The sequence below is a fragment of the Gymnodinialimonas phycosphaerae genome (genome assembly GCF_019195455.1).
GTDB lineage: Bacteria > Pseudomonadota > Alphaproteobacteria > Rhodobacterales > Rhodobacteraceae > Gymnodinialimonas > Gymnodinialimonas phycosphaerae.
The window spans coordinates 4,046,870-4,070,574 of record NZ_JAIMBW010000001.1 but is presented as its reverse complement, the minus strand read 5'-3'; the positions used below and the strand labels follow the sequence as shown (position 1 = coordinate 4,070,574).

The window sequence follows — 23,705 nt, the reverse complement described above, 5'->3', positions numbered from 1 at the left end:
TGGTTCGGGTCCAGTGCTATCGGCGGGGGGTTAACCTTGCTTTTAGACCCATGGGAAACCAGCGAAAAAACTGCTTAAAACTCGAAGGACCAGGCGCAGCACCTAGCGGTGCTTCGCCGCTTCACCGCCTGCCTCTTTCGAAATCATGCACAACAGTGTAAACTGCCAAAAAAAGCGGGTGCTGTCATCGACACGTCACCCCAGCATTGAGGAAGGTTCGAGCGCCATGCGCCTGATCACACAGTATTTCCCGGCTCGTAGGCTGACCCTGCTGGCGCCATTGGTTCTTGCAGCATGCGTGGGCTCGCCCTCGGAATGGGATTTCGACTTCCGCCCCAATGCCCCCCGAGGCAACGTCACCGTGGCCGACAGGCCCGACCCCGACAGCCGCGGGTTGATCTCTTACGACAGCTACCAGGTGGCCGTTGCGCGCCGGGGCGACACCGTGGCCGATGTGGCCACGCGGATCGGCCTACCCGCCTCGGAACTGGCGACGTTCAATGGCCGCGCCGAAGCGGATGAAATGCGCATGGGTGAAGTCCTTGCCTTGCCGCGCCGGGTCGATGGCGCCACGCCCGCCACGGGCGGCGGACGCGATATCACCTCCATCGCCGGGGCCGCGATCGATGCCGCCAACGGGGCCAACCCCACGACAACCGGACCGCAATTGCCCGACGGGCAAGAGCCCGTGCGCCACCGCATTTCCCGTGGTGAGACAGCCTATTCCGTCGCCCGCCTGTACGGCGTTTCTGTCCGCAGCCTGGCCGAGTGGAACGGCCTTGGGCCGGACCTCGCCGTGCGCGAGGGGCAATACCTGTTGATCCCCATTGTGATCGAGACGGCAGAGGCCGCCGACGACAGCCGACCCGGCGACAGCGTGGCCCCCCTGCCCCCTTCGGCGGCCAATCCCCTGCCCGCTGGTATCGAGACGGCAGCCCTCCCGGATCTGGAAGGGGCCGGCACCGGAACACCCGCGCCCGCCCCCGCGGCGGCTGCCCCCACACCGGCGCGGTCTTCAGCGCCCCTGATCCGGCCCGTTTCAGGTTCGGTCCTGCGGGGATACGGATCCGGCAATGAAGGCATCGACATCGGTGCCGCCGCCGGGACGCCCGTGGTTGCCGCCGCCGACGGCACCGTCGCGGCCATCACCCAAGACACGGACGAGGTGCCGATCCTTGTGATCCGGCATTCGGGCGGGCTGCTGACGGTCTATGCCAACATCCAGAATATCGCGGTCTCGCGCGGGGATCGGATCAGCCAGGGCCAGACGGTCGCGCAAGTGGGTGGCGGCGACCCATCGTTCCTGCACTTCGAGGTCCGGCGCGGCTTTGAGGCGGTTAATCCGGCCGACTTCCTGCCGTAAGCGGCCCAGCCGACGCCAAGCTACTTCGCCTTGCTGCGCAATCCGGGGGGCACGCTTGCCTTCGGCGCGCGTGCGGTCGCCCCTTTGGGGCGGAAGATGCGGGCGATATCCGACGGCCCTCCCTCCGAAAGCACAGGCCGTTGTGAGGCCGGAAGTCCCCCTTCCCCCGCCCGGCTTTTTCCTGCCGATCATTGCGCAAGATCAATCCGCCATTTTGCCAGTGCGCCAACCTGAGGCATAATCGATAGGCAAAATCGTCATGGAGGCCGTTCATGTGGAATTGGATTCTGGACAGAATGATGCGGGATTTCGTGAAGGTCGGGACCTTTGTCCTGACCTACCCCGATGGCACCCGCCGCACCTATGGCGATGGCCAAGCCCCGAAAATCGAGATGACGTTCCATGACAAGGCGCTTCCCCGGCGCGTGGTGCTGAGCCCCGACATGGCCCTGGGCGAGGGCTATATGGATGGCACAATAACCTTCGCCGAAGACGATCTTGACGGGTTCCTAAGCCTTGCCACGATGAACATCGCGCGCGCCGATGAGGCCTGGTGGCGGGTACTTTCGGCGCGCCTTCACAAGGTCCGGCGCCTCTTCGACCAATGGAACCCGGCCCACAGGGCACGCGCCAACGTGGCCCATCATTATGACCTGTCCTCAACCCTTTACGATCTGTTCCTGGACGAGGACCGCCAGTATTCCTGCGCCTATTTCGCCGATCCGTCGATGTCCCTCGACGCCGCCCAACGCGCCAAGAAGCACCACATCGCGGGCAAGCTGTTGCTGCGCCCCGGCATGCGGGTGCTGGAGATCGGCTGCGGATGGGGCGGTATGGCCCTGACGCTGGCGCGCGATTATGGCGTCGAGGTTCTGGGCGTCACGCTGTCCGAAGAACAACACCGCATCGCGACCGAACGGGCCAAGGCGGCCGGTCTGCAAAATCGCGTGACCTTTCGCCTGCAGGACTACCGCGATGTGACCGGGCAGTTCGACCGGATCGTGTCCATCGGCATGTTCGAACACGTGGGCGCGCCGCACTTCCGCGAATACTTCCGCCACGTCCACGACCTTCTGACCGAGGATGGCGTGGCCTTGATCCACTCCATCGGTCGCGCCCATCCACCGGGGCACACGTCGCCATGGATCCAGAAATACATCTTTCCCGGCGGCTATTGTCCCTCGCTGTCAGAGATGGCCGCCGCCGTTGAACACGAAGACCTCTATCCCACCGATATCGAGGTCTGGCGCCTGCATTACGCCGAAACGCTGCGCCATTGGTCCGCGCGCTTCGCGGCCCGCGAGCAGGAAGCCCGCGCGCTTTTCGACGAACGCTTCTGCCGGATGTGGCGCTATTACCTGAAAGCGGCCGAAGTCACCTTCCGCTACAACCGCCAGTGCGTGTTCCAGTTCCAGATGGCACGTCGGCAAGAGGCCGTGCCGTTGACGCGGGATTACCTCTACCCGGCCGATGCAAGCGCCCGGCACCACGCTGCTGAATAACGGGAACGGGCGTCACATGGGCACGTCACGCGACGACACCCGTAACCTGGCCCTTGCGATCACGCCCCTGCCGGACGTCGCAAGGGCTGCAAACGTCAGCCCCTACGCCTGCGGCACCCAAAAACGCGAGCGCAATCAGGCCGCCCTGCGCAGGCCGAAGTGAGCAGGGGCCAACATGTCCGCGATGTGATTGACCCCGGTTGGAAACGTGCGCCCGCGCGCCGCCTCGCCCGGAAAACCCACACAGGGGATGCCCGCGTCTATCGCGGCCCGCGCGCTTTCGGGCGTATCTTCGATCGCGACGGCATCCCGGGCGGACAGCCCCAGGTGAGACATCGCAAGGCGATAGATCTCGGGCGAGGGTTTGGACCGCGTTACCAGATCGCGGTCGCCAATGAAGGCAAAGTCCTCGCGGCTTACCTGGCCTTGCAGATTGTCGAAAATCAGGTCGACCGTGTCCGATCCTGTGGTCGTCGCAAACCCCAGCCGGACACCGGATTGTTTGGCAAGCGCGATCACGTCGGCCACGCCGGACCGAAGCGTCAGCCCATCCTGCTCTGCGTAGGCCGCGAAATAGGCGACCTTCGCCGCATGCAGTCGCGCCACGTCAACGGTGTCGCCGTTTTTCCTGGCATAGGCGGCAATGCGATCCTTGCCGCCTGGGGCGCGCAACATCTCTGCGTAGGCCTCTCGTCCCCAATGCCATTGCAAGCCTGCATCCCGGAACGCCGCATTGAAGCTGCGCCGCTGCAAATCGGACGTTTCCGTCAACGTACCGATGGCCCCGAAAAGGATGGCTTTGGGAAGAATTGGCATGGGTGCGGCTCCTTGACTGCGCATGACGTACAGGCGGGCAACATGGGGCGGGCGCTTTGGGTTCCAATGATTTCTTGCGCAATTGCCGGTCAAATCGCCCCACAGCGCCGAAAGGCAGCGTTTTTCCAAGCTGCTCGCCCTTCCTCCCTTGCGCCCCCGTGTCGCCCGTCTATAACGCCGACAGTTTGCCCGCAGGCCAGCGGGCCACACTGTGACCGCGCCCTCTTTGGGCGACATTCCGTCGGGGGACACCATGCCAAAAAGATCAGATATCCAATCCATCATGATCATCGGCGCGGGGCCCATCGTTATCGGGCAAGCCTGCGAATTCGACTACTCTGGCGCGCAGGCCTGCAAGGCGCTGCGCGAGGAAGGCTACCGGGTCATTCTGGTGAACTCTAACCCGGCCACGATCATGACCGACCCGGAACTTGCCGACGCCACCTACATTGAGCCGATTACCCCCGAGGTCGTCGCCAAGATCATCGAGAAAGAGCGCCCCGATGCGCTGCTGCCCACAATGGGCGGACAGACCGGCCTGAACACCTCTCTGGCGCTGGAAGAGATGGGTGTGCTGGAAAAATTCGGCGTCGAGATGATCGGCGCCAAGCGTCCCGCCATCGAAATGGCCGAGGATCGCAAACTGTTCCGCGAGGCGATGGACCGGATCGGGTTGGAAAACCCCAAGGCCACGATCATCACCGCCCCAAAGGGCGAGAACGGCAAGTTCGACATCAACGCGGGCGTGCAGGAAGCCATCGCCGCCATCGAGTACGTAGGCCTGCCTGCCATCATCCGCCCCGCCTTCACCCTTGGTGGCACCGGTGGTGGCGTGGCCTACAACCGTGAGCAATACGAATTTTTCTGCCGCTCGGGCATGGAAGCCTCGCCCATGGCGCAGATCCTGGTGGATGAAAGCCTTCTGGGCTGGAAAGAGTTCGAGATGGAGGTCGTGCGCGACAAGGCCGACAACGCCATCATCGTCTGCGCCATCGAAAACGTGGACCCGATGGGCGTGCACACCGGCGACAGCATCACCGTGGCCCCTGCCCTGACGCTGACCGACAAGGAATACCAGATCATGCGCAACGGCTCCATCGCCGTGCTGCGTGAGATCGGGGTGGAAACCGGCGGCTCCAACGTGCAATGGGCGATGAACCCCGAAGATGGCCGCATGGTCGTGATCGAGATGAACCCGCGTGTCTCACGGTCGTCTGCGCTGGCCTCCAAGGCCACCGGCTTCCCCATCGCCAAAATCGCCGCGAAACTGGCCGTGGGCTACACGCTGGACGAGTTGGACAACGACATCACCAAGGTCACGCCCGCCTCGTTCGAGCCGACGATTGACTATGTCGTCACCAAGATCCCCCGCTTTGCGTTCGAGAAATTCCCCGGCTCCGAGCCGCACCTGACCACGGCGATGAAATCCGTTGGCGAGGCCATGGCCATCGGGCGGTCGTTCCACGAGTCGATGCAAAAGGCGCTTGCGTCGATGGAAACGGGGCTGACGGGCTTCGACGAGATCGACATTCCCGGCGCAAGCGAAGATCCCGCCGCGATCACCAAGGCGCTGGCCAAGCAAACGCCCGACCGCATCCGCGTGATCGCCCAGGCCATGCGACATGGCCTCTCTGATGATGACATCCACGCCGTCACCAAGTTCGATCCGTGGTTCCTCGCCCGGATCCGCGAAATCATCAACGTCGAGGCAGACGTCCGCGCCTGCGGCGTGCCGACCGACGCCAATGGCCTGCGCAAGTTGAAAATGATGGGCTTCTCCGACGCGCGGCTGGCGACGCTGACCGGCATCACCGAGGCCGAGGTCCGTCGCGCTCGTACCGCCGCGGGCGTCCACGCCCAGTTCAAGCGCATCGACACCTGCGCCGCCGAGTTCGAAGCCCAAACGCCCTACATGTATTCGACCTATGAGACGCCGGTGATGGGCGAGGCCGAGTGTGAGGCCCGTCCCAGCAATGCAAAGAAGGTCGTCATCCTTGGCGGCGGTCCGAACCGCATCGGTCAGGGGATCGAGTTCGACTATTGCTGCTGCCACGCCTGTTACGCGCTTTCGGACGCGGGCTACGAGACCATCATGGTCAACTGTAACCCCGAGACGGTTTCGACCGATTACGACACCTCCGACCGTCTCTATTTTGAGCCGCTGACGCTAGAGCACACGCTGGAAATCCTGCGGGTGGAGCAGGAAAACGGCACGCTGCACGGCGTTATCGTCCAGTTCGGCGGACAGACGCCCCTGAAGCTTGCCAATGCCCTGCAGGACGCCGGCATCCCGATCCTTGGCACCACGCCCGACGCGATTGACTTGGCAGAAGATCGTGAGCGTTTTCAAGGCCTTGTGCAGATGCTCAAGCTTGAGCAGCCCGAAAACGCCATCGCTTTCACCGATGAGCAGGCCAAAGCGGCGGCGGAAAAACTCGGCTACCCGCTGGTCATCCGCCCCTCCTACGTCCTCGGTGGCCGAGCGATGGAAATCGTCCGCGACACCGCGCAGCTGGACCGCTACATCCGCGACGCCGTCGTCGTCTCCGGCGACAGTCCCGTCCTTCTCGACAGTTACCTGCAAGGCGCTGTCGAGGTGGATGTAGATGCCCTTTGTGACGGTGAAAACGTCCACGTCGCAGGCATCATGCAGCATATCGAAGAGGCGGGCGTGCACTCTGGCGACAGTGCCTGTTCCCTGCCGCCCCACACGCTCTCAGTGGATATCCAGAACCAGATCATCGCCCAGACCGAGGCGCTGGCGAAGGCGCTGAACGTGGTCGGCCTGATGAACATCCAGTTCGCCGTGAAAGGCGATAAAATCTATCTGATCGAGGTCAACCCCCGCGCCTCCCGCACCGTTCCCTTCGTCGCCAAGGCCACCGACAGTGCCATCGCGTCGATCGCCGCGCGCCTCATGGCCGGTGAGAAACTGGCCGATTTCCCGAAAGCCACGCCCCACGTTCCGGTGGACGAGGACACGCCGATCATCCCCGGCGACCCCATGAGCCTTGCCGACTTCCGCACGCCATGGTTCAGCGTCAAGGAAGCCGTGCTTCCGTTTGCCCGCTTCCCCGGCGTCGATACGCTGCTGGGCCCCGAGATGCGCTCCACCGGCGAGGTCATGGGCTGGGACCGCACCTTCCCCCGCGCCTTCCTGAAAGCGCAACTGGGCGCGGGCACCGTTCTACCGACACAAGGCACCGTCTTCCTGTCGATCAAAGAGGCTGACAAGACGGCAGAGCTTGTGGACACCGGCAAGATGCTGAAATCTTTGGGCTTCCACATCCTGGCCACCTCCGGGACGGCGAAGTTCCTTGCCAAGCACGGCATCGAAAGCGACACCGTCAACAAGCAATACGAGGGCGGGCGGACGATCGTAGACATCCTCAAGGACGGTGGCGTGCACCTGGTGATGAACACCACCGAAGGCGCGCAGGCGGTCGAGGACTCACGGAGCATGCGCAGCGTGACGCTGATGGACAAGATCCCGTATTTCACGACATTGGCCGGGTCCCACGCGGCGGCCCAAGCGATGGTGAGTGCGCGGGAAGGCGAGATGGTTGTGCGGGCGTTGCAGGGGTAGTCGCGCTGTCGCGGCGTGACGCGATGTCCTGCCTATAGCGCGCACCTGCCCCTTGATCGCGATCGCGTTGAGAATGTCGTCTACAATTCGCCGCTTCGCGTCGATCTGGGGCGGTATCAAACGGGGCAATACGCACGGTTTGTCTTAGCTGACTGTCAGTGGCATCGCTTTGGGGGCGGTCCAATCAGGGTAAGGATTTCCTGTCCCAAAGCCTGGGGGAAAAGACGGGTGCATTCAGCAGATTCGCACATAAGCCTTTGATAAAGATGCGCATTAATGTGCAATCGCCAATCAATCAGCCGACCTCCCGTCCCTGATCCCAACTTATTCCCCGCCAAAGAATCTTGCCCCAACGCCCCCCCAGCGCCTACCTTATCCCTCAGATATTTCCCACTCGGAGGCCAAACATGCGCCACCTCGCTCTCACCGCTGCCCTCATCGCAACTCCGCTGACCTACGCAACGGCGCAAGACGCGTCCCTGAACCCCACGTTCGGCGTGCAAGACTTGCAGGCGGGTTTCGCAACCGATCCCAACTGGGTGTATCTCTTGGCGGGCGGTCTCGAGCAGCGCTCATTCACCGATGCGATCAGCGGCGACGTTTGCCGGGGCTACTTTGCCGACGCCCCCGATTATCGCATGGTGTTCACGTCGGATGGGGGCCCCCTGTCGATCACCGCCGAGTCCCATGATGATCCGGTGCTGCTGATCAACGGTCCCGACGGGCGTTGGTATTGCAACGATGACAGCCACGGCCTGGACAGTGCCGTGACCTTTGCGGCGGCACAAAGCGGCACCTATGACATCTGGGTCGGCACCTACGGTGACCCACAAGGCGACTACCCCGGCGCGCAGCTTTCCTTCACCCAGTTGGAGCCCTTCGAAGCACAGATCCGCCGTTCGTTCTTTGGCGAAGATGACCGGCTGGTGATGGACGTGACGCAAGCGCCGTGGAACATGATTGGCTATGTCGAGATGCAATCGGGTAGCTGTACGGGCACGCTGATCGCGCCGAATATCGTGCTGACAGGGGGCCACTGCATCACCAATCTGGGCGAGCAGGACAACCCGCCGATGCGCTTCAGCGCGGGCTACCAGAACGGCGCGTCCGTGGCGACAGCCGGTGTGACCAGCTACCATGTGCCCGAGTTGTGGCGCCTGGCTGAGCAAGAGGGCATGGACTTCGCGTTCTTCTACCTCGACCAGCCTTTGGGCGACCGCCTGGGCTGGATGAACATCGGCACCCTGACACCGCAGGAACTTGCGGGCTTCGCCAATGGCACCGGCCCCGATATCCTGCAAGCGGGCTACAGCGCTGATCGCCCTGGCATCCTGACCGGCAACCTGAGCTGCCCCTTCGTGGAACTGGCCAGCCAGAACCGCCTTGTCCATGAATGCGACACGGTGCAGGGCGACAGCGGGTCTCCGTTATTCATCCAGGACGCGTCCGGCTACCGGCTTATTGGTGTGGAATCCCATACCAATTTCCAGCCCGAGCAGGAGTTCGATATGAACGTCGCCATGTATGTCGCCAACATCGTGGCCGAGTATCAGGCCCTGACGCGCACCGGCCCTGCGGCTTCTGCCGTCCCGGCCCCGGTCACGAAGTAGCTTGAAGGCGGCATGCCTCTGCGTCAGGCGTGTCGCCGTCATTGACCGCGATCACCTGTATGAACTTGGCAGTGGTGAACGCGACCAGCCCCGCAGCAATGGGACACGCCAAGCGCAGCTGATCCATCCCCGCGACGTGTTCCGGGGCCTTTTCGGCCAAGGCCTGCGCGAGTTCCGCCAGCGCGCAGCGGCGCGAAACGCCACGAAAAACGGCGCCGGACAAAAGGCCGACGCCGCAAATTTCCAACCGGGAAACGGGCTCAATTGTTGCAGATTACCTGCCCATAAGCGTCGTAGGAACAATGGGCTGGCAGGTCGTAAATATCCGGCTCCTGAGGCCCGCCGTATCCGCCGCCATAGGGCGAGACAGGAACACAAGCCGAGAGGGCAAGAAGAGCGAGTGGAATGAGAATTTTGGTCATAAGGGATCCTTTCTGAATAACGAGAACGTTACCCGCACCCCCAGACTTCTCAAACACCGGATTTCCCGCCTTTTCAGGGAGTTGCCCCTTGCATCAGACCCCCGCGTTGACGGGCTTGTGGGCCGCGTAGATCTCGGCCACGCGGGCCACGGCGGCCTCGGGCGTCATCTCTTCGGACTCGCCTGTACGGCGGCTGGTCAGCTCTACCACACCATTTTTCAGGCCCCTCGGCCCCACGGTGATGCGCCACGGCAGACCGATCAGGTCCATCGTCGCGAACTTGCCGCCCGCCCGCTCATCGCGGTCATCGTAAAGCGGCTCCAACCCGTGGCCCTCCAGCGCGGCATAAAGCGCCTCGCAGGCCGCATCCGCTTCCGCGTCGCCCTGCTTGAGGTTCACGATACCGCAGTGGAACGGCGTCACGCCTTCGGGCCAGATGATGCCCTTGTCGTCGTGAGACGCCTCGATGATCGCGCCCAGAAGGCGGCTCACGCCGATCCCGTGTGACCCCATGTGAAGCGGCACGCGCTCTCCTTCGTCGTTCTGGACGTGGGCACCCATCTTCTCGGAATACTCGGTGCCGAAGTAGAAGATCTGCCCAACCTCGATACCGCGCGCGGACTTCCGGCGCACCTCGGGGATGGCGGCGAACTCGGCCTCGTCGTGGGTCTCGTCGGTGCGCGCATAGCGAGAGGTGAACTCCTGCAACACCGCCTCGCACTGATCCCAGTCATCATAGTCGATCTCACGGTCGCCGAACTTCAGGTCGGTGATCTCGGCGTCATAGAAGACCTCCGACTCGCCGGTATCGGCCAACACAAGGAATTCATGGGTGTAATCTCCGCCAATCGGCCCGCTGTCCGCGCGCATCGGGATCGCCTGCAACCCCATCCGCTCATACGTGCGCAGGTAGGACACGAGGTGGCGGTTGTAGGCATGCAGCGCCGCCTCCTTCGTCAGGTCGAAGTTGTAGCCGTCCTTCATCAGGAACTCGCGCCCGCGCATCACGCCAAAGCGGGGACGCACTTCATCGCGGAACTTCCACTGGATATGGTAGAGCGTGAGGGGCAGCGATTTGTAGGAGGTAACGAAGGTGCCCACCATGTCGGTGATCATCTCTTCATTCGTGGGACCGTACAGCATGTCGCGGTCGTGCCGGTCCTTCAGGCGCAGCATCTCGGGCCCGTAGGCATCATAGCGGCCCGACTGTTTCCACAGATCGGCGGACTGCAGCGTGGGCATCAACATGGGGATGTGACCGGCGCGGATCTGTTCCTCGTGGACGATCAGCTCGATGCGTTTGAGGACCTTGTAGCCGAGTGGCAGCCACGAATAGATCCCGGCGCTGGATTGCTTGATCATGCCCGCGCGCAGCATCAGGCGGTGGCTGACGATCTGGGCCTCGGACGGCGTTTCTTTCAGGACGGGCAGGAAGTAGCGGCTGAGGCGCATGGGTACGGGACCTTGGGAAATGGGTGTTCCCAGCGGTCTACGCCAAAGGCAAAAGGCTCACAAGCGGCTCAGACGTTGGGGTCGCCGCCTGCGGTCGAGGTGAACCCATCCGGGCGCGGGGCCGGTGCGGGCGCGTCGATGACGCCAAAGCCTCCTGCGGGGGTCTGCAAAACGCCCGCCTGGGCGGCGCGAACACCGAAGAACAGGGCGAGGCATGTGGCCAGGATCAAGGCGATGAGGGTAATGGACAGCACGTTCATGGTAGACATTTTGGCAGCTCCTTCTCTCCGATGTCTTTAACCTAGCTGCATCAACACCAGCCCGATATGGGGGCAATCCCTACCTTTGGCCCTACCTTTGGCCCTCCCTTTGGCCCTACCTTTGGCCCTACCTTTGTGCCTGTCCCACGCGAAAAAAACGGCCCCTCGAAAGGGGCCGTGAAAGTCGTGAACAAGGGAGAACAGGTGCAGCGGGACAAGGGACAAAGCCCGCCGCACCGTCAGGGACAAATCGCTTCAGAACGCCCCGACCGAGACGGGGGCAGCAACCATGACAGAAAACATCACAAGGATCAGCAGGACGGCTGAACAGGCGATGGTATTCAGGGCAGCCATGGCAGGTCTCCTTCGAGGCGTTGAGTTGCGATGACCCCTATCTAGGGCATCGCGCGACATCGCTCTATTGCGGGAATCCCTACCCTTTGGTTACCGCGCCCCTTTCACGATGGGCGTCACCCCCATCGCCGTGGCCAGCGCGTCGAACCGCGATTGCGCCACCTCTCCGAACAGGTCGCGCCCTTCGTCGGATATCAGCGTCAGGATCAATTCCTTGCGCTGCGGGCGGTACTTCAGCCGTCCATGGTCAATCGGGTTGGCAGTGGCAAACATGGCCCCAAAGCGCATGGCACGGCCCAGGTTCTCGGCCTCCTGCACGCGGGCCTCGGACAGAAGATCCAGCAGATCCGCGTTGAAGCCGGTGCCCGCGCGGTTGGATTTATAGCGGTGCAGCAGGGCCAGACCCAGATAGACCCTCTCGCCATGGGTCAACCCGCCCAGGTTGGCACGGGTCGCGTTGTCAAAGCAGACCTCCGCCCGGTAGTCGGGATGCGCCCGCCAACTGACGTCGTGCAAAAGGCATGCCGCGCGGATCAGGCGCTTCTTGTCGTAGCGCGCACCGGGGAAGAGTGGCTCTACAAAGCGGTAAAGCGCCCGCCCGAAACCCGGATGTCGCGCCGAGGAGGCCTCGGCATGGCGCGCCGCCTCGATCAGGGGATCGCGGTGGCGCAAGGTGTGGGACATCTGGTCATAAAGCAGCCCCTCGCGAATGCCGTAGCTGGAGATCGCCACCTCCTTGGGCCGCACCTGCCGGACCAGTTCCTTCAGAACCAGCGACGCAAGCGGCACCAATCGCATCCGCTCGGACGAGGTTCCCGTCTCGGCCCGCAGCGCGTCCATATCCGCGTCGCCGATGTGCTTGATCGTGTTCATGATCGCCTTGGGCGTCATCCGGTATTCATGCAGCACCCGCAGCGGATAATCGCGGCGCACCATGTCGACGCGGGCAATCGCCCGCCAGGAGCCCCCAACCAGAAACAGGCGTTTGGGTCTGGTCGGAAATTCCTCCACCAAGGCCGCGACTTTCTCTTTGATATGCTTGCGAATGGCCTTCTTGCCGCCCTTCAGGCCCATCAGCTTGAGCGGCCCCAGATCCGACGTGCGCCGTGCGCCTACAACGCCGTCGCCCAACAACTCTGCCAGTTCCATGGACGAGCCGCCGATGTCGCAGATCAGCCCCTCTGCCCCAGGCCAACCCAGAAGCACACCCTGCGCCGACAGTCGCGCCTCTTCCGTGCCGTCTAGGATGCGGATCTCCAGCCCCGTCTGCGCCAGGACCTCGGCCCGGAATTCCGGACCGTCTTCCGCGTCGCGCACCGCTGCCGTGGCGACCGTCAGCAACGGCTTAACGTCCATTGCGCGGGTCAGCGCGGCGAAGCGTTTCAGCGCCGACAAGGCCCGCACCCGGCCGTCGGCGTTCAGGCGGCCCGTCTCGGCAAAGCCAGCGCCCAGTCCACACAGGATCTTCTCGTTGAAATAATAGGCGGGCGACCGTGCCGCGCCGTCAAACACCACGAGCCGGACCGAGTTCGACCCGATGTCGATCACGCCCACCCGCGCAAGCGACCGCGCCTCGGGGCCATCGTAAAGAGGCATCCCGAAGGGGCCGAATTCGGGGTCATGATCGTTCATCGGCAGGCCCCTCTCGGCAAGCAACGGCTCTGGTTTGGCACGGGCGCGCGGCCCCGGTCAATCATCGCTATGGGTTAGTTCCGGCACGTCCTTGGCCCCGGCACTTCCGCGACCCGACAGCGAGGGGTTCTCCATGAAGAACCGGTGGCAATTGAACGGATTCTCGATCTCGCTCAGATCCGGACGCTTGAATGTGCCGTCGGGCTGCAACACCCAGCTTTGGGCCACGTCCGCCAGGTTCGCCGCCATGATCTGGCTGACGATCTGCGCTTTTACCGTGGGGTTGGTGCATTCCACCAAGGTCTCGACCCGGCGGCTCAGGTTGCGGCCCATCCAATCGGCCGAGCTGATGTAAACCCGCGCCTTCTTGGCGGGCAAGCCGTAGCCGTTGCCAAAACAGACGATGCGCGAATGCTCCAGAAAGCGGCCGACGATGGACTTCACCCGGATCGTATCGGACAGGCCCTTGATGCCGGGCCGCAGCCCGCAGATACCCCGGATCACCAGATCGATATGCACGCCCGCCTGTGACGCCTCGTAGAGGGCATCGATGACATCAGGCTCGATCACCGAGTTCATCTTCGCCCAGATCATCGCGGGCTTGCCCGCGCGCGCGTGCTCGGCCTCGGCGTTGATGCCGTCGATCAGGGTCTTCTTCATCGTCAGCGGAGAAATCGAGAGGTTTTCCAGAACCTCGGGCTCGGCGTAGCCGCCGATGTAGTTGAACACCTTCGTGGCATCGCGCCCCAACGCCGGGTCACAGGTAAAAAGGCTCAGGTCCGTATAGATGCGCGCCGTGATCGGATGGTAATTGCCCGTGCCGTAGTGCGTATAGGTGACCAGTTTATCGCCCTCGCGCCGGACCACGGTACTGATCTTGGCGTGAGTCTTGTAGTTGATGAACCCATAGACGACATGGGCGCCCGAGCGTTCCAGCTTGCGCGATTGGCGGATGTTGGCGGCCTCGTCAAAGCGCGCCTTCAACTCCACCAGCGCGGTGACGGATTTGCCGTTTTCCGCCGCTTCACACAATGCCTCCACGATGGGGGACTCGTTCGACGTCCGGTAAAGCGTCTGCTTGATCGCCACCACATTGGGATCGCGCGCCGCCTGCGCGAGGAAGCGGATCACCATATCGAACGTCTCGTAGGGGTGGTGCAGCAACATGTCCTTCTGGCTGATCGCGTTGAACATGTTGCCGTCGTGGTCCTGCACCCGTTCCGGGACGCGCGGGGTGAAGGAGCGCCACAATAAATCGGGCCGGTCATCGCGCACCAATTCACTGAGCGACACAAGCCCGATCATCCCCCGAACCTCCACCACCTCATCGCCGATGACGTGAAGCTGCTCGATGATCTCGCGCGCCAGCTTCTCGGGCGCGCCATCGCTGATTTGCAGGCGCACCACCTCGCCGCGGCGGCGGCGCTTGAGGGCGGTCTCGAATTCCCGCACGAGGTCTTCGGCCTCTTCCTCAACCTCCAGATCACTGTCACGAAGCACGCGGAACATGCATGATCCGTTGAGATTGTAGCCGGGAAATAGCTCCGCGATATTTAGCAGAAGCAGCTCTTCAAGCGGCAGGAAGCGCTTGGTGCCGTCCTTGATGGGCAGTGAGATAAAGCGATCGACCTGCCCCGGGATCGGCAGCAAGACCTGCAACGTGCGCCCATCGCGGTCCCGCTTCAGTTGCAGGGCAAGGGCGATGCCCTCGTTGGGAATGAAGGGAAAGGGATGGGCCGGATCAATGGCCAGGGGCGACAGGACGGGGAAGACCTCGGCCAGGAAGACGTCCGAGAGGTGGGCGATATCGGCACGGCTCAGGTCATCTCGGGTGACAACGATAATGCCTTCGGCCTCCAACTCCGTGCGGACGTCAATCCAGGCGGCCTGTTGCTGGCGCATCAACTTTCGCGCGTCGGCGTTGATCAGTGTCAGCTGTTCGGCAGGCGAGCGGCCATCGGCGGCGGGCGTCAGGTTACCTTCTTGGGCCAGTTCGCGCAGCCCCGCGACGCGCACGGTGTAGAACTCATCAAGGTTGCCCGCACTGATCGAGATGAAGCGCACCCGCTCCAGCAGCGGCACGCGGGGGTTCACGGCTTCCTCCAGCACGCGCCAGTTGAAGGCTAGCCAGCTGAGTTCACGATTGAAGAACCGGGCGGGGCCGTTCGTCTCGGCCTCGGGCAACTCAACCGGGGCGGGACAGGGGGCGTTGAGGAAATCGGCGAAACTCATGGGTAGGGCCTACGTGCAAGATGTGGCGTCAGGATGACGGATCACCCGTGGCATGCGCAAGGGCGGCTTTGGCATGCACCATCGAGGGCTTGCGCATTTCGGAAAGGGCCAAGGCATCGACCCTGGCGATAAAGGCATCTGCCGCCTTGAAAGAGCGCTCTAACCGGGGTGCGGCATAGGACAGGATTTTCGGCGACAGGGGCAGTTTGCGATCGACCGCGCGTTTCATCATCACGGCCATCAAGAGGGCATCATCGGGCGCGTCGAGTTTGGCGAGGCCTGCCTGCGCCATGCGGCTGGCCAGATCCGGAAGTTTCATGCCCCAGCGCGACGGCGGTGTGCGCGCGGTGATCAGAAGCGGCGCGCCGCGATGGGCCAGCGCGTTGTGCAGGTGGAACATCCCCTCCTCCGCTGACATGTCTCCGCAGATATCCTCTGCATCCTCCACGACCAGGGCGGGCGCTTCCATCAGGGCGTCCAGGTCGGCGGCGATCTCCGTCGCTGCCACGATCCGCGCGCCACTGGCGGTGGCCCAGACGTGGGCCAGATGGGTCTTGCCCGAGGAAGGCGGGCCACAAAGGATCAACTTGCCCGTAGGCCAGCCCTCCCACGCGTCGATCTGCGCCACGGCGCCCGCATTGGCGGCCGAGACAAAGTAATCATCCCGCCCCATCGCGGGGCGGAGCGGCAGATCAAAGGTCAGTTGCTGTGCCATCAGGCCTCGGGGTCGCTCGGGTCTTGTGGCGGCGCCGCGCTTGCGCCGATACCTTGGTAAAGCAGCCCTGCCTGATACTGCTCCACGAAGTAGCGCACCAGCACGCCGATCACGGCGGCCACGGGGACCGCGACCAACATGCCGACGAAGCCGAAGACGGTGCCGAAGGCCGACAGCGCGAAAATCAGCCACACCGGGTGCAATCCGACAGACGAGCCGACGAGTTTGGGCGTCAACACGTTGCCCTCCGCCGCTTGACCGGCCATGAAAATGATAATCACGCTGAGGATCATCCACCACTCGCCCCAGAACTGGAACAGCGCAAGGCCAATGGCCAGCGCCCCGCCCACCAGCGCGCCGACGTAGGGGATGAAGGTCAGCAGCCCCGCGATTAGGCCCACGACGAGGCCGAATTGCAGACCCACGATCATCAAGGCCACCGCGTAGAACGTGCCAAGCACAAGGCACACCGTGCCCTGTCCGCGCACGAAACTGGCCAGCGTCCGGTCGATCCGGCTGGCCAGAAGGCGCACCGTGGGCGCGTGGTCGCGCGGCAGAAGCTGATCAATGCGCGCGACCATCCGGTCCCAATCCAGCAGCATGTAGAAAGCCACCACCGGCACCACGACGATGAAGACGATCACGTTGACCACCCCCGCCGCCGAGGACAACACGGTCTGCAACAGTTCGGCCCCGCGGGACTGAATGGTCTCACCCAGATTGACCAGTGAGGTCTGCACCGGAGAGCCTTCATCAAAGGCATTGGGAAAGCGCTCGGTCAGGAACACGCGCAGGTTGTCGAAAATGCCCGGGGCGGCCTCGATCAGGCCGGAGCTCTGCTCGACCAGAAGCGGAATGATCGCCAGCGCGATGGTGACGACGATCAGGATCAACAGGACGAAAATCAACGTCGTGGCAAGCGCGCGAGAGCAGCCCATCCGCTCCAACCGGTCGGCGATCGGGTCGAGGAAATAGGCAATGGCGCCGCCAACAATGAACGGCATGATAACGTTCCCCAGCACCCAGAGGAGCAGCAGGAACACGACAGCGGCGATCGACCAATAGGTCACTTGTTGTCGGGCGGGCAGAGCCATGGAGATGCCTTTCACATTCCCCCCTTGATGCGCCAAGGCGCGGGGGATGTGCAAGAGGGGGCCGCGCTTGTCCGGGGCCCACACGACGCCGAGGATCAAGGGGAGCCCAAGGGAGGGCCGCCCCTCTAACCCATCCCGATCAAAGGGGGGCCAGCCCCCCTAACCCACCACAATTCAGGGGGGCCAGCCCCCCTAACCCCCCGGCATTCTCGGGGAAAAAATAGGGGCGGCGGTGTCGAAAAAAGCCGCGATGGCCTGCGCCGTTGCGGCCGCATGGGTCAGCGGGGCCATGTGGGCGGCGCCGGGCAGGGTTTGCGAGCGGGCGTTGGGTAGGACACGCGCAAGCTGCGTCGTGATCTCGGCGATGACGGGGGGCGACAGCGCCCCCTGAAGCAGGAGCGTGGGGGTCTTGAGGTGAGGCAATCGGGGCAGGATCAGGGCGCGGTCGTCGATAAGCGCGGGCTCGGTCGCACCGGGTATCCATATGCGGTCGGTGATGTAGGTCTGCAGCCCGGCGGGCATGGCGTCGAAGTCCCCGGACCCCCAAAGGCGCAGGAAGATCCGGGCGGCGGCGGCTGTATCGCCTTGGGCCAACGCCTTGGGCACGTCGGCGATATAGGCGTCATGGGCGGCACGGCCCGGACCGGTTGCGGCGCAAAACAGCACCGGCTCAATCAGCGTCAGGGTCTTCACGCGGCCCGGATGGTCGAGGGCAAGACGCAGGGCAATGGTAGCCCCGAAGGAATGGCCGATGAGGTGCGTATCAGGGGTCAGGTGCCGCGCGGCGGCCTCTGTTGCCTGATCGTGAAAGTCCTGGGCCGGATCATATTCAGGCCCCTCGCCATGGGCCAGCAGATCAGGGGCGCTGATCGTCAACCGCTCGCGCAGGTGCCGCGCGACCCCGGCCCAGGCGCTGCCTTGGGCCAGCGTGCAGTGTAGCATCAGGGCCGGTTCCGGCCCCTCGCCCCAGTGCTTGACGCTCACAATTTGCCGGAAAGGAACAGGTCCAGATCCTCGATCCGGTCCTGCCCCCAGAAATGCTCGGTCCCGTCGACGATGTAGAACGGCGCACCAAAGGCCCCTGCCGCCACGGCATCCTCCAGATTGCGGGCGTATTCTTCGGCCCCTGCCAGCATGCCACTGTTGACGAGGTCACCGTCGAAACCGGCCCCTTCCAGCGCCTCTCGGATCACGTCATCTTCCGCGATGTTGCACTGATCGGCCCAACAGGCCTTCGTAAGCGCAAAGACCAGCGCCCCAAGGTCGCCCCCGCCCGCCTTCTGTGCCGCGATCAACGCGTAAGAGGACGGCGCCGGGTTGGCGGGCCAGAACATCGGCTGCACGTGGATGGGCAGGTCTGCCTTGGCGGCCTGGCGGCGGATTTCCTGCAAGCGGTAGGCTTGGCGGCTTTCATGGCGCTGACCGGGGGGCGTACCGCCAGTGCGCGCGAACAGGCCCATGATATCGAGCGGTTTATAGGTGACGCTTGCGCCATGTTTGGCGGCCACCGCCTCCATCCGCGTGCCCGCGATATAGGTGTTGGGTGAAATCGTGGCAAAGTAGTAGTCGATATGCGCCATGTTGGCCCCTTCTGACGATGTATGCCCATTTAGGGTTTCCCGAACCGTGGGCCGAGTGCTAGGGGGTGTCAACTGCTCAGGGGATGGCCGCGTGGGGACGGGCCTGTGCCCCGCATCTCGGGGACCAGAGACCATGCCTGCACACGATCCTAAACTCATTTCCGGCAACGCGAACAAAGGCTTGGCCGAAGCCATCGCGCGCCGCATGTCGATGCACCGGGGCCTGCAAGTGGGTCTTGTCGATGCCCGGGTGGAGCGTTTCAACGATGGCGAGATCTTTGTGGAGGTCTATGAGAACGTTCGTGGTGAGGACATGTTCATCATCCAGCCAACCTCCAAACCCGCGAATGACAACCTGATGGAGCTTCTGGTCATGGCCGACGCCCTGCGTCGGTCGTCTGCCGCGCGCGTCACCGCAGTGATCCCCTACTTCGGCTATGCCCGCCAAGATCGTCGCACCAAGGCGCGCACACCGATCACCGCCAAGCTGGTCGCGAACATGATCGCATCGGGTGGGATCGAACGGGTCCTGACGATGGATCTGCATGCCGCCCAGATCCAGGGCTTCTTCGACATGCCCGTCGACAACCTTTATGCCTCGCCGATCTTCGCCCTTGATATCCTGCACCAGTTCGGCGGCGATATGAGTGACGTGATGATCGTCTCGCCGGACGTGGGCGGCGTGGCGCGGGCGCGCGAATTGGCGACGCGCATCGGGGTGCCGCTCTCGATCGTGGACAAACGCCGCGAGAAGGCGGGTGAGGTGGCAGGCATGACCGTGATCGGTGATGTCACGGACAAGAAATGCATCATCGTGGATGACATCTGCGATACGGCTGGCACGCTTTGCAAGGCGGCCGAGGTCCTGATGGAAGCGGGCGCGACGGAAGTCCATTCGTACATCACCCACGGCGTGATGTCCGGCCCCGCGGTGGAACGGATCGAAGGGTCGGTGATGAAATCGCTGGTCCTGACTGACACCATCGAAGCAACCGACGCGGTCACCGCCTGCCCCAATATCCGCGTCGTGCCGACGGCTCCGATGTTCGCCCAATCGATCCTGAACATCTGGCACGGGACGTCCGTTTCGTCCTTGTTCGACACCGCCTCTCTGGTGCCGATCTACGAAGGGCTCTATCCCAACGGCATGTGGGGGCGCTAGGCGCGCCGCGCTGCTGCGAACACGCCCAAGAACAGCGCCTGCCACCCGATGTAGAGTGTCGCCAGCCCCGACGCATTCAGCGCGGCGTCGCCATTGAGGAACGCGCCTACCCCCACAGCCCACAGCATCGGCAACGCCGTTGCCAAGGCAATCGTGCGCCAAGGGGTGGCGAACTTCCCCAAGAAGGCAAAGGGCACCGCGAGGATAAGCGCCCCCACCGGGCTGCCGAGCGTGTAGGGCAACAGAAAGCTGCCGGTTGCGTTGTCATATCCCAGAATGGCCACGTAGACCGCCGATGCCATTCCAATCATCGATGCCACAACAAAGACTGCGCCCGCACCAATTCCCACCTTCTTGCGCCATAGGGTGAAAGCGGCGCCGCACAGGCCAAAACTCAAGCCCGCCGTCAGGGCGAAGGATCCAAGAAGGCCCGCGAGGTCGTCCAAACCGGAGTCCTCTATCACCTGCATGAAGGGGTCCAGCGTAACGGCCGAGAAGGTTCCCGATAGGAGTGCGATGGCGATCGCCCAAAGGACGGACTTTCGGATTTCGGACATGGGGGGCTCCTGCGGCAAGGCTCAGGTTTGAACATCATTCATTTTTGAACGACGTTCAATAATTACCCTACGTCACGTCGCCTAGCCTACGTCCCAGGCATCTTCATCGGGGACCTCACCAATCGCCATCCAATCCGCCCGGATGCGCGCGATACGGCTGTCGCCCCAGGTGCGAAAGACCAGGTCGCACCCGGTCCGGGTGATCTTTTCGGCCCGAAGGTCGGCGCGCTGGTTGGTATTCCCGCCCGTGTCCCACATCGAGATTGAAACATGCACCATCGGCGGCGCGAGATACGGCTCACCGAATTCAACCTTCGTCACGGACTCGCGGGGGCCATCACCGGACCACATTGGCCCGTTGTTGGCGAAATCCGAGAACATGACGCTTGACCCTTGGTCGACAGCAATAAGGTTGTTTTTAAAGCGTTTCATGGCACTTGCATGTTTACCCGGGCACTTATTACGCCGAATTCCGAAGGAATGCTGAACAAAATCCCCAAACTCGACCTTTTTTGTGCGCCTGATACAAAAACGCCCCCGGCGGGTCGGCCGAGGGCGTATTTTGACATGCAGCGCGCCTTAGCGGCCGATGATCGTGTCCAGCGTCGAGGTCAACTCAGCGTGGTACTTCGCGGCGGCATCCGCCGCACTGCCCGTTGCCGACTTAACGCGTGCCTCAGAGGCCGTGATCAACTCATCCACCTGCGCGGCGGCGACTTCTTCGACCGGCAGCGCCATTTCAGCAAGGATCGTCGCCGACGGGCCCGCAATATCTGCGAAACCGCCCGTGACGAAATAGGATTTCTCCCCCTCTGCGCCCGACACCTTCAAGACGCCGGGGCGCAGGGTCGTGATCATCGGCGAATGATCCGGCATCGCCGTCAAATCACCGTCCGCGCCGGGGATCTGCACTTCGTTTACTTCCATGGACGCCAAGCGGCGCTCGGGAGAGACGAGGTCGAATTGCATGGTTGCCATGATGGCCTCCGGAAAACTGGATCAAGTGCCCCCGGGTAATCCCCGGGGGCCATTTTCTTAGGCGGCGTCTGCGGCCATCTTTTCGGCTTTGGCGATGACTTCGTCGATGCCACCCACCATGTAGAACGCGCCTTCGGGCAGGTGATCGTACTCACCCGCGACCACGGCCTTGAAGGACGAAATCGTATCTTCCAGCTGAACCTGGACGCCGTCAGAGCCGGTGAAGACTTTCGCCACGTCGAAGGGCTGGGACAGGAAACGCTGGATCTTCCGGGCACGTGCCACGGTCAGCTTGTCCTCTTCCGACAGTTCGTCCATGCCGAGAATGGCGATGATGTCCTGCAGCGACTTGTAACGCTGAAGGATACCCTGAACGTCACGGGCAACCTGGTAGTGTTCGTCGCCCACGATGGTCGGATCCATCAGACGCGAGGTAGAGTCGAGCGGGTCCACGGCGGGGTAAATGCCAAGCTCGGAGATGGCGCGCGACAGAACCGTCGTGGCGTCGAGGTGCGCAAACGTCGTGGCTGGCGCCGGGTCGGTCAAGTCGTCCGCAGGCACGTAAACGGCCTGAATGGACGTGATCGAGCCGCGCTTGGTCGACGTAATACGCTCCTGCATGGTGCCCATGTCGGTGGCCAGCGTCGGTTGGTAACCCACGGCAGAAGGGATACGACCCAGAAGTGCGGACACCTCGGAACCGGCCTGCGTGAAGCGGAAGATGTTGTCGATGAAGAACAACACGTCCGCGCCCGTTGCGTCACGGAACTGCTCGGCCAGCGTCAGGCCGGACAGGGCGATCCGCATGCGCGCACCGGGAGGCTCGTTCATCTGGCCGTAGACCAGGGCGATCTTCGACTCGGTCAGGTTATCGGGAACGATAACGCCGGATTCGATCATCTCGTGGTAAAGGTCGTTGCCCTCACGGGTCCGCTCACCCACACCGGCGAACACGGACACACCGGAGTGCACCTTGGCGATGTTGTTGATCAGTTCCATGATCAGAACCGTCTTGCCCACACCGGCACCGCCGAAGAGGCCGATCTTACCACCCTTGGAGTAGGGGGCCAGAAGGTCCACAACCTTGATGCCGGTCACGAGGATTTCGGCCTCGGTCGACTGGTCCGCGAACTCGGGCGCGTCCTGGTGGATACCGCGACGCTCTTCCGCCTCGACGGGGCCACCTTCGTCCACGGGCTCGCCCACGACGTTCAGGATGCGACCCAACGTGGCCGGACCCACGGGAACCGTGATCGGCCCACCGGTATCGGTCACTTCCTGACCGCGCACGAGGCCTTCCGACGAGTCCATTGCGATGGTCCGCACGGTGCCTTCGCCAAGGTGCTGCGCCACTTCCAGAACCAGACGCTTACCGTCGTTCGTGGTTTCGAGGGCGTTCAAGATCTCCGGCAGGTGATCTGGGAACTGCACGTCAACGACAGCGCCGATGACCTGAGTGATTTTGCCGACTGCATTTGCCATGTGTCGTCTCTCCGTCGTTAAAGCGCTTCAGCGCCCGAGATAATTTCGATCAGCTCGCTGGTGATGACGGCCTGACGCGAGCGGTTATACTCGATGGTCAGCCGGTCGATCATGTCGCCTGCGTTCCGGGTGGCGTTGTCCATTGCGGACATCCGCGCCCCTTGTTCAGACGCACCATTTTCCAACAGGGCGGTGAAGATCTGTGTGGCGATGCCGCGGGGAAGAAGATCTTCCAGCACGGCTTCTTCCGAAGGCTCGTATTCGTAAAGAGTGCCGCTATCGTCCGCCGTCTCAGCCGCATCGAATTCGGCCGGGATGATCTGAGTTGCCGTCGGCACCTGAGAGATCACGGACACGAAGCGGTTGTAGAAGATCGTGGCGACGTCAAATTCATCCGCCTCGAAACGGGTAAGGATATCGGTCGCGATGTCGGCGGCATTGGCATAGCCAAGACGTTTGACGTCAGACAAATCGACGTGACCGACTATCTTGTCGGCATGGTCGCGCTTGATCTGCTCGCGGCCTTTTTTGCCCACGGTCAGAATCTTTACGGTCTTGCCTTCGGCCAACAGCTCGGAGATGCGGACCCGCGCCTTCCGAACAATCGTGGAGTTGAAGCCCCCGCAGAGGCCCCGCTCTGCCGTCATGACGACCAGAAGATGCACTTGATCCTTGCCATTGCCCGCCAGAAGACGCGGCGCGCCCTCGGAATTGCCAACGGCCGACGCGAGGCCGTTCATAACGGCCTCCATCTTTTCCGCATAGGGACGCGCCATCTCCGCCGCTTCCTGCGCACGACGCAGTTTCGCGGCGGCGACCATTTGCATCGCCTTGGTGATCTTGCGGGTCGATTTGACCGACGCGATCCGGTTTTTTAGGTCCTTGAGATTGGGCATGCCAAATCTCCC

At 63.0% G+C, this 23,705-nt stretch carries 21 protein-coding genes; 6 read left to right on the top strand and 15 right to left on the bottom strand.

Translation table 11 applies throughout. From position 1 onward, the window contains the following. Positions 1–226: 226 nt before the first annotated feature. The 3 genes from KUL25_RS20435 to KUL25_RS20425 all read left to right on the top strand — a co-directional run bounded on the left by KUL25_RS20435 (position 227) and on the right by KUL25_RS20425 (position 3,028). Complete coding sequence (locus KUL25_RS20435; RefSeq protein ID WP_257894570.1) at positions 227–1,363, top strand: peptidoglycan DD-metalloendopeptidase family protein; 1,137 nt, start codon at positions 227–229, stop codon at positions 1,361–1,363. A gap of 272 nt (positions 1,364–1,635) precedes the next feature. Continuing rightward, positions 1,636–2,865, top strand: a complete 1,230-nt coding sequence (locus KUL25_RS20430; RefSeq protein ID WP_257894569.1) for an SAM-dependent methyltransferase — start codon at positions 1,636–1,638, stop codon at positions 2,863–2,865. A gap of 16 nt (positions 2,866–2,881) precedes the next feature. Beyond that, on the top strand, positions 2,882–3,028 hold the full coding sequence (locus KUL25_RS20425) for a hypothetical protein (RefSeq protein WP_257894568.1): 147 nt from the start codon (positions 2,882–2,884) through the stop codon (positions 3,026–3,028). Here the strand turns inward: KUL25_RS20425 and KUL25_RS20420 are convergent. Then, positions 3,001–3,681 (bottom strand): HAD-IA family hydrolase, encoded by a 681-nt coding sequence (locus KUL25_RS20420; protein WP_257894567.1) that lies wholly within the window; start codon positions 3,679–3,681, stop codon positions 3,001–3,003. The genes KUL25_RS20425 and KUL25_RS20420 overlap by 28 nt on opposite strands. Before the next feature lie 253 nt (positions 3,682–3,934). Here KUL25_RS20420 and carB point away from each other — a divergent pair, with 253 nt between their 5' ends. After that, entirely contained in the window at positions 3,935–7,267 is a 3,333-nt protein-coding gene (gene carB / locus KUL25_RS20415) for a carbamoyl-phosphate synthase large subunit (protein WP_257894566.1), read from the top strand. 407 nt (positions 7,268–7,674) lie between these two features. After that, positions 7,675–8,877, top strand: a complete 1,203-nt coding sequence (locus tag KUL25_RS20410) for a trypsin-like serine peptidase (RefSeq protein WP_257894565.1) — start codon at positions 7,675–7,677, stop codon at positions 8,875–8,877. Here the strand turns inward: KUL25_RS20410 and KUL25_RS20405 are convergent. The 9 genes from KUL25_RS20405 to KUL25_RS20365 all read right to left on the bottom strand — a co-directional run bounded on the left by KUL25_RS20405 (position 8,867) and on the right by KUL25_RS20365 (position 18,618). Beyond that, the gene (locus KUL25_RS20405) at positions 8,867–9,100 is read right to left on the bottom strand and encodes a hypothetical protein (RefSeq protein WP_257894564.1); all 234 of its coding nucleotides are present in this window, start codon (positions 9,098–9,100) and stop codon (positions 8,867–8,869) included. The two genes, KUL25_RS20410 and KUL25_RS20405, sit on opposite strands and share 11 nt — an antisense overlap. 292 nt (positions 9,101–9,392) lie before the next feature. Then, positions 9,393–10,751 carry a proline--tRNA ligase gene (proS, locus tag KUL25_RS20400; RefSeq protein ID WP_257894563.1) on the bottom strand — a complete coding sequence of 453 codons (1,359 nt, stop codon included), beginning with the start codon at positions 10,749–10,751 and terminating at the stop codon, positions 9,393–9,395. A gap of 68 nt (positions 10,752–10,819) precedes the next feature. Next, on the bottom strand, positions 10,820–11,020 hold the full coding sequence (locus tag KUL25_RS20395; RefSeq protein ID WP_257894562.1) for a hypothetical protein: 201 nt from the start codon (positions 11,018–11,020) through the stop codon (positions 10,820–10,822). 435 nt (positions 11,021–11,455) lie between these two features. Next, a complete protein-coding gene (locus KUL25_RS20390) occupies positions 11,456–12,997 on the bottom strand; it encodes a Ppx/GppA family phosphatase (protein WP_257894561.1) in 1,542 nt (513 codons plus the stop codon). 57 nt (positions 12,998–13,054) lie between these two features. Continuing rightward, positions 13,055–15,229, bottom strand: a complete 2,175-nt coding sequence (locus tag KUL25_RS20385; RefSeq protein ID WP_257894560.1) for an RNA degradosome polyphosphate kinase — start codon at positions 15,227–15,229, stop codon at positions 13,055–13,057. 28 nt (positions 15,230–15,257) lie between these two features. Continuing rightward, a complete protein-coding gene (locus tag KUL25_RS20380) occupies positions 15,258–15,944 on the bottom strand; it encodes a P-loop NTPase family protein (RefSeq protein ID WP_257894559.1) in 687 nt (228 codons plus the stop codon). Further along, positions 15,944–17,038: an AI-2E family transporter gene (locus KUL25_RS20375; protein WP_257894558.1), complete on the bottom strand. Its 1,095-nt coding sequence runs from the start codon at positions 17,036–17,038 to the stop codon at positions 15,944–15,946. The genes KUL25_RS20380 and KUL25_RS20375 overlap by 1 nt, the downstream gene beginning before the upstream one ends. A gap of 192 nt (positions 17,039–17,230) precedes the next feature. Next, positions 17,231–18,022, bottom strand: a complete 792-nt coding sequence (locus KUL25_RS20370) for an alpha/beta fold hydrolase (protein WP_257894557.1) — start codon at positions 18,020–18,022, stop codon at positions 17,231–17,233. Continuing rightward, positions 18,019–18,618: a 2-hydroxychromene-2-carboxylate isomerase gene (locus tag KUL25_RS20365; protein WP_257894556.1), complete on the bottom strand. Its 600-nt coding sequence runs from the start codon at positions 18,616–18,618 to the stop codon at positions 18,019–18,021. Before KUL25_RS20365 ends, KUL25_RS20370 begins: the two co-directional genes overlap by 4 nt. A 133-nt stretch (positions 18,619–18,751) precedes the next feature. Here KUL25_RS20365 and KUL25_RS20360 point away from each other — a divergent pair, with 133 nt between their 5' ends. Then, positions 18,752–19,780, top strand: coding sequence for a ribose-phosphate pyrophosphokinase (locus KUL25_RS20360; RefSeq protein ID WP_068362255.1), 1,029 nt, complete (start codon positions 18,752–18,754; stop codon positions 19,778–19,780). On the opposite strand, the gene KUL25_RS20355 is transcribed toward KUL25_RS20360, so the two are convergent. The 5 genes from KUL25_RS20355 to KUL25_RS20335 form a co-directional block, all read right to left on the bottom strand. Continuing rightward, a complete protein-coding gene (locus KUL25_RS20355; protein ID WP_257894555.1) occupies positions 19,777–20,337 on the bottom strand; it encodes a hypothetical protein in 561 nt (186 codons plus the stop codon). The two genes, KUL25_RS20360 and KUL25_RS20355, sit on opposite strands and share 4 nt — an antisense overlap. A gap of 81 nt (positions 20,338–20,418) precedes the next feature. Beyond that, positions 20,419–20,769 carry an H-type lectin domain-containing protein gene (locus KUL25_RS20350; protein ID WP_257894554.1) on the bottom strand — a complete coding sequence of 117 codons (351 nt, stop codon included), beginning with the start codon at positions 20,767–20,769 and terminating at the stop codon, positions 20,419–20,421. Positions 20,770–20,916: 147 nt separating this feature from the next. Further along, positions 20,917–21,315 (bottom strand): F0F1 ATP synthase subunit epsilon, encoded by a 399-nt coding sequence (locus KUL25_RS20345; protein WP_282563190.1) that lies wholly within the window; start codon positions 21,313–21,315, stop codon positions 20,917–20,919. 57 nt (positions 21,316–21,372) lie between these two features. Then, positions 21,373–22,797 carry a F0F1 ATP synthase subunit beta gene (atpD, locus tag KUL25_RS20340; RefSeq protein ID WP_257894553.1) on the bottom strand — a complete coding sequence of 475 codons (1,425 nt, stop codon included), beginning with the start codon at positions 22,795–22,797 and terminating at the stop codon, positions 21,373–21,375. Between the two features lie 17 nt (positions 22,798–22,814). Further along, positions 22,815–23,693, bottom strand: a complete 879-nt coding sequence (locus KUL25_RS20335; RefSeq protein WP_257894552.1) for a F0F1 ATP synthase subunit gamma — start codon at positions 23,691–23,693, stop codon at positions 22,815–22,817. Positions 23,694–23,705: the final 12 nt, after the last annotated feature.

What these genes read in the sequence shown, in the direction of transcription:
- KUL25_RS20365 (WP_257894556.1), bottom strand. Translation starts at nt 18,618, where the DNA reads ATGGCGCATATCGACTACTACTTTGCCACGATTTCACCCAACACCTAT.
- KUL25_RS20345 (WP_282563190.1), bottom strand. Translation starts at nt 21,315, where the DNA reads ATGGCAACCATGCAATTCGACCTCGTCTCTCCCGAGCGCCGCTTGGCG.
- KUL25_RS20360 (WP_068362255.1), top strand. Translation starts at nt 18,752, where the DNA reads ATGCCTGCACACGATCCTAAACTCATTTCCGGCAACGCGAACAAAGGC.
- proS (WP_257894563.1), bottom strand. Translation starts at nt 10,751, where the DNA reads ATGCGCCTCAGCCGCTACTTCCTGCCCGTCCTGAAAGAAACGCCGTCC.
- KUL25_RS20385 (WP_257894560.1), bottom strand. Translation starts at nt 15,229, where the DNA reads ATGAGTTTCGCCGATTTCCTCAACGCCCCCTGTCCCGCCCCGGTTGAG.
- KUL25_RS20350 (WP_257894554.1), bottom strand. Translation starts at nt 20,769, where the DNA reads ATGAAACGCTTTAAAAACAACCTTATTGCTGTCGACCAAGGGTCAAGC.
- carB (WP_257894566.1), top strand. Translation starts at nt 3,935, where the DNA reads ATGCCAAAAAGATCAGATATCCAATCCATCATGATCATCGGCGCGGGG.
- KUL25_RS20410 (WP_257894565.1), top strand. Translation starts at nt 7,675, where the DNA reads ATGCGCCACCTCGCTCTCACCGCTGCCCTCATCGCAACTCCGCTGACC.
- KUL25_RS20430 (WP_257894569.1), top strand. Translation starts at nt 1,636, where the DNA reads ATGTGGAATTGGATTCTGGACAGAATGATGCGGGATTTCGTGAAGGTC.
- KUL25_RS20380 (WP_257894559.1), bottom strand. Translation starts at nt 15,944, where the DNA reads ATGGCACAGCAACTGACCTTTGATCTGCCGCTCCGCCCCGCGATGGGG.
- atpD (WP_257894553.1), bottom strand. Translation starts at nt 22,797, where the DNA reads ATGGCAAATGCAGTCGGCAAAATCACTCAGGTCATCGGCGCTGTCGTT.
- KUL25_RS20395 (WP_257894562.1), bottom strand. Translation starts at nt 11,020, where the DNA reads ATGTCTACCATGAACGTGCTGTCCATTACCCTCATCGCCTTGATCCTG.
- KUL25_RS20335 (WP_257894552.1), bottom strand. Translation starts at nt 23,693, where the DNA reads ATGCCCAATCTCAAGGACCTAAAAAACCGGATCGCGTCGGTCAAATCG.
- KUL25_RS20435 (WP_257894570.1), top strand. Translation starts at nt 227, where the DNA reads ATGCGCCTGATCACACAGTATTTCCCGGCTCGTAGGCTGACCCTGCTG.
- KUL25_RS20420 (WP_257894567.1), bottom strand. Translation starts at nt 3,681, where the DNA reads ATGCCAATTCTTCCCAAAGCCATCCTTTTCGGGGCCATCGGTACGTTG.
- KUL25_RS20355 (WP_257894555.1), bottom strand. Translation starts at nt 20,337, where the DNA reads ATGTCCGAAATCCGAAAGTCCGTCCTTTGGGCGATCGCCATCGCACTC.
- KUL25_RS20375 (WP_257894558.1), bottom strand. Translation starts at nt 17,038, where the DNA reads ATGGCTCTGCCCGCCCGACAACAAGTGACCTATTGGTCGATCGCCGCT.
- KUL25_RS20390 (WP_257894561.1), bottom strand. Translation starts at nt 12,997, where the DNA reads ATGAACGATCATGACCCCGAATTCGGCCCCTTCGGGATGCCTCTTTAC.
- KUL25_RS20425 (WP_257894568.1), top strand. Translation starts at nt 2,882, where the DNA reads ATGGGCACGTCACGCGACGACACCCGTAACCTGGCCCTTGCGATCACG.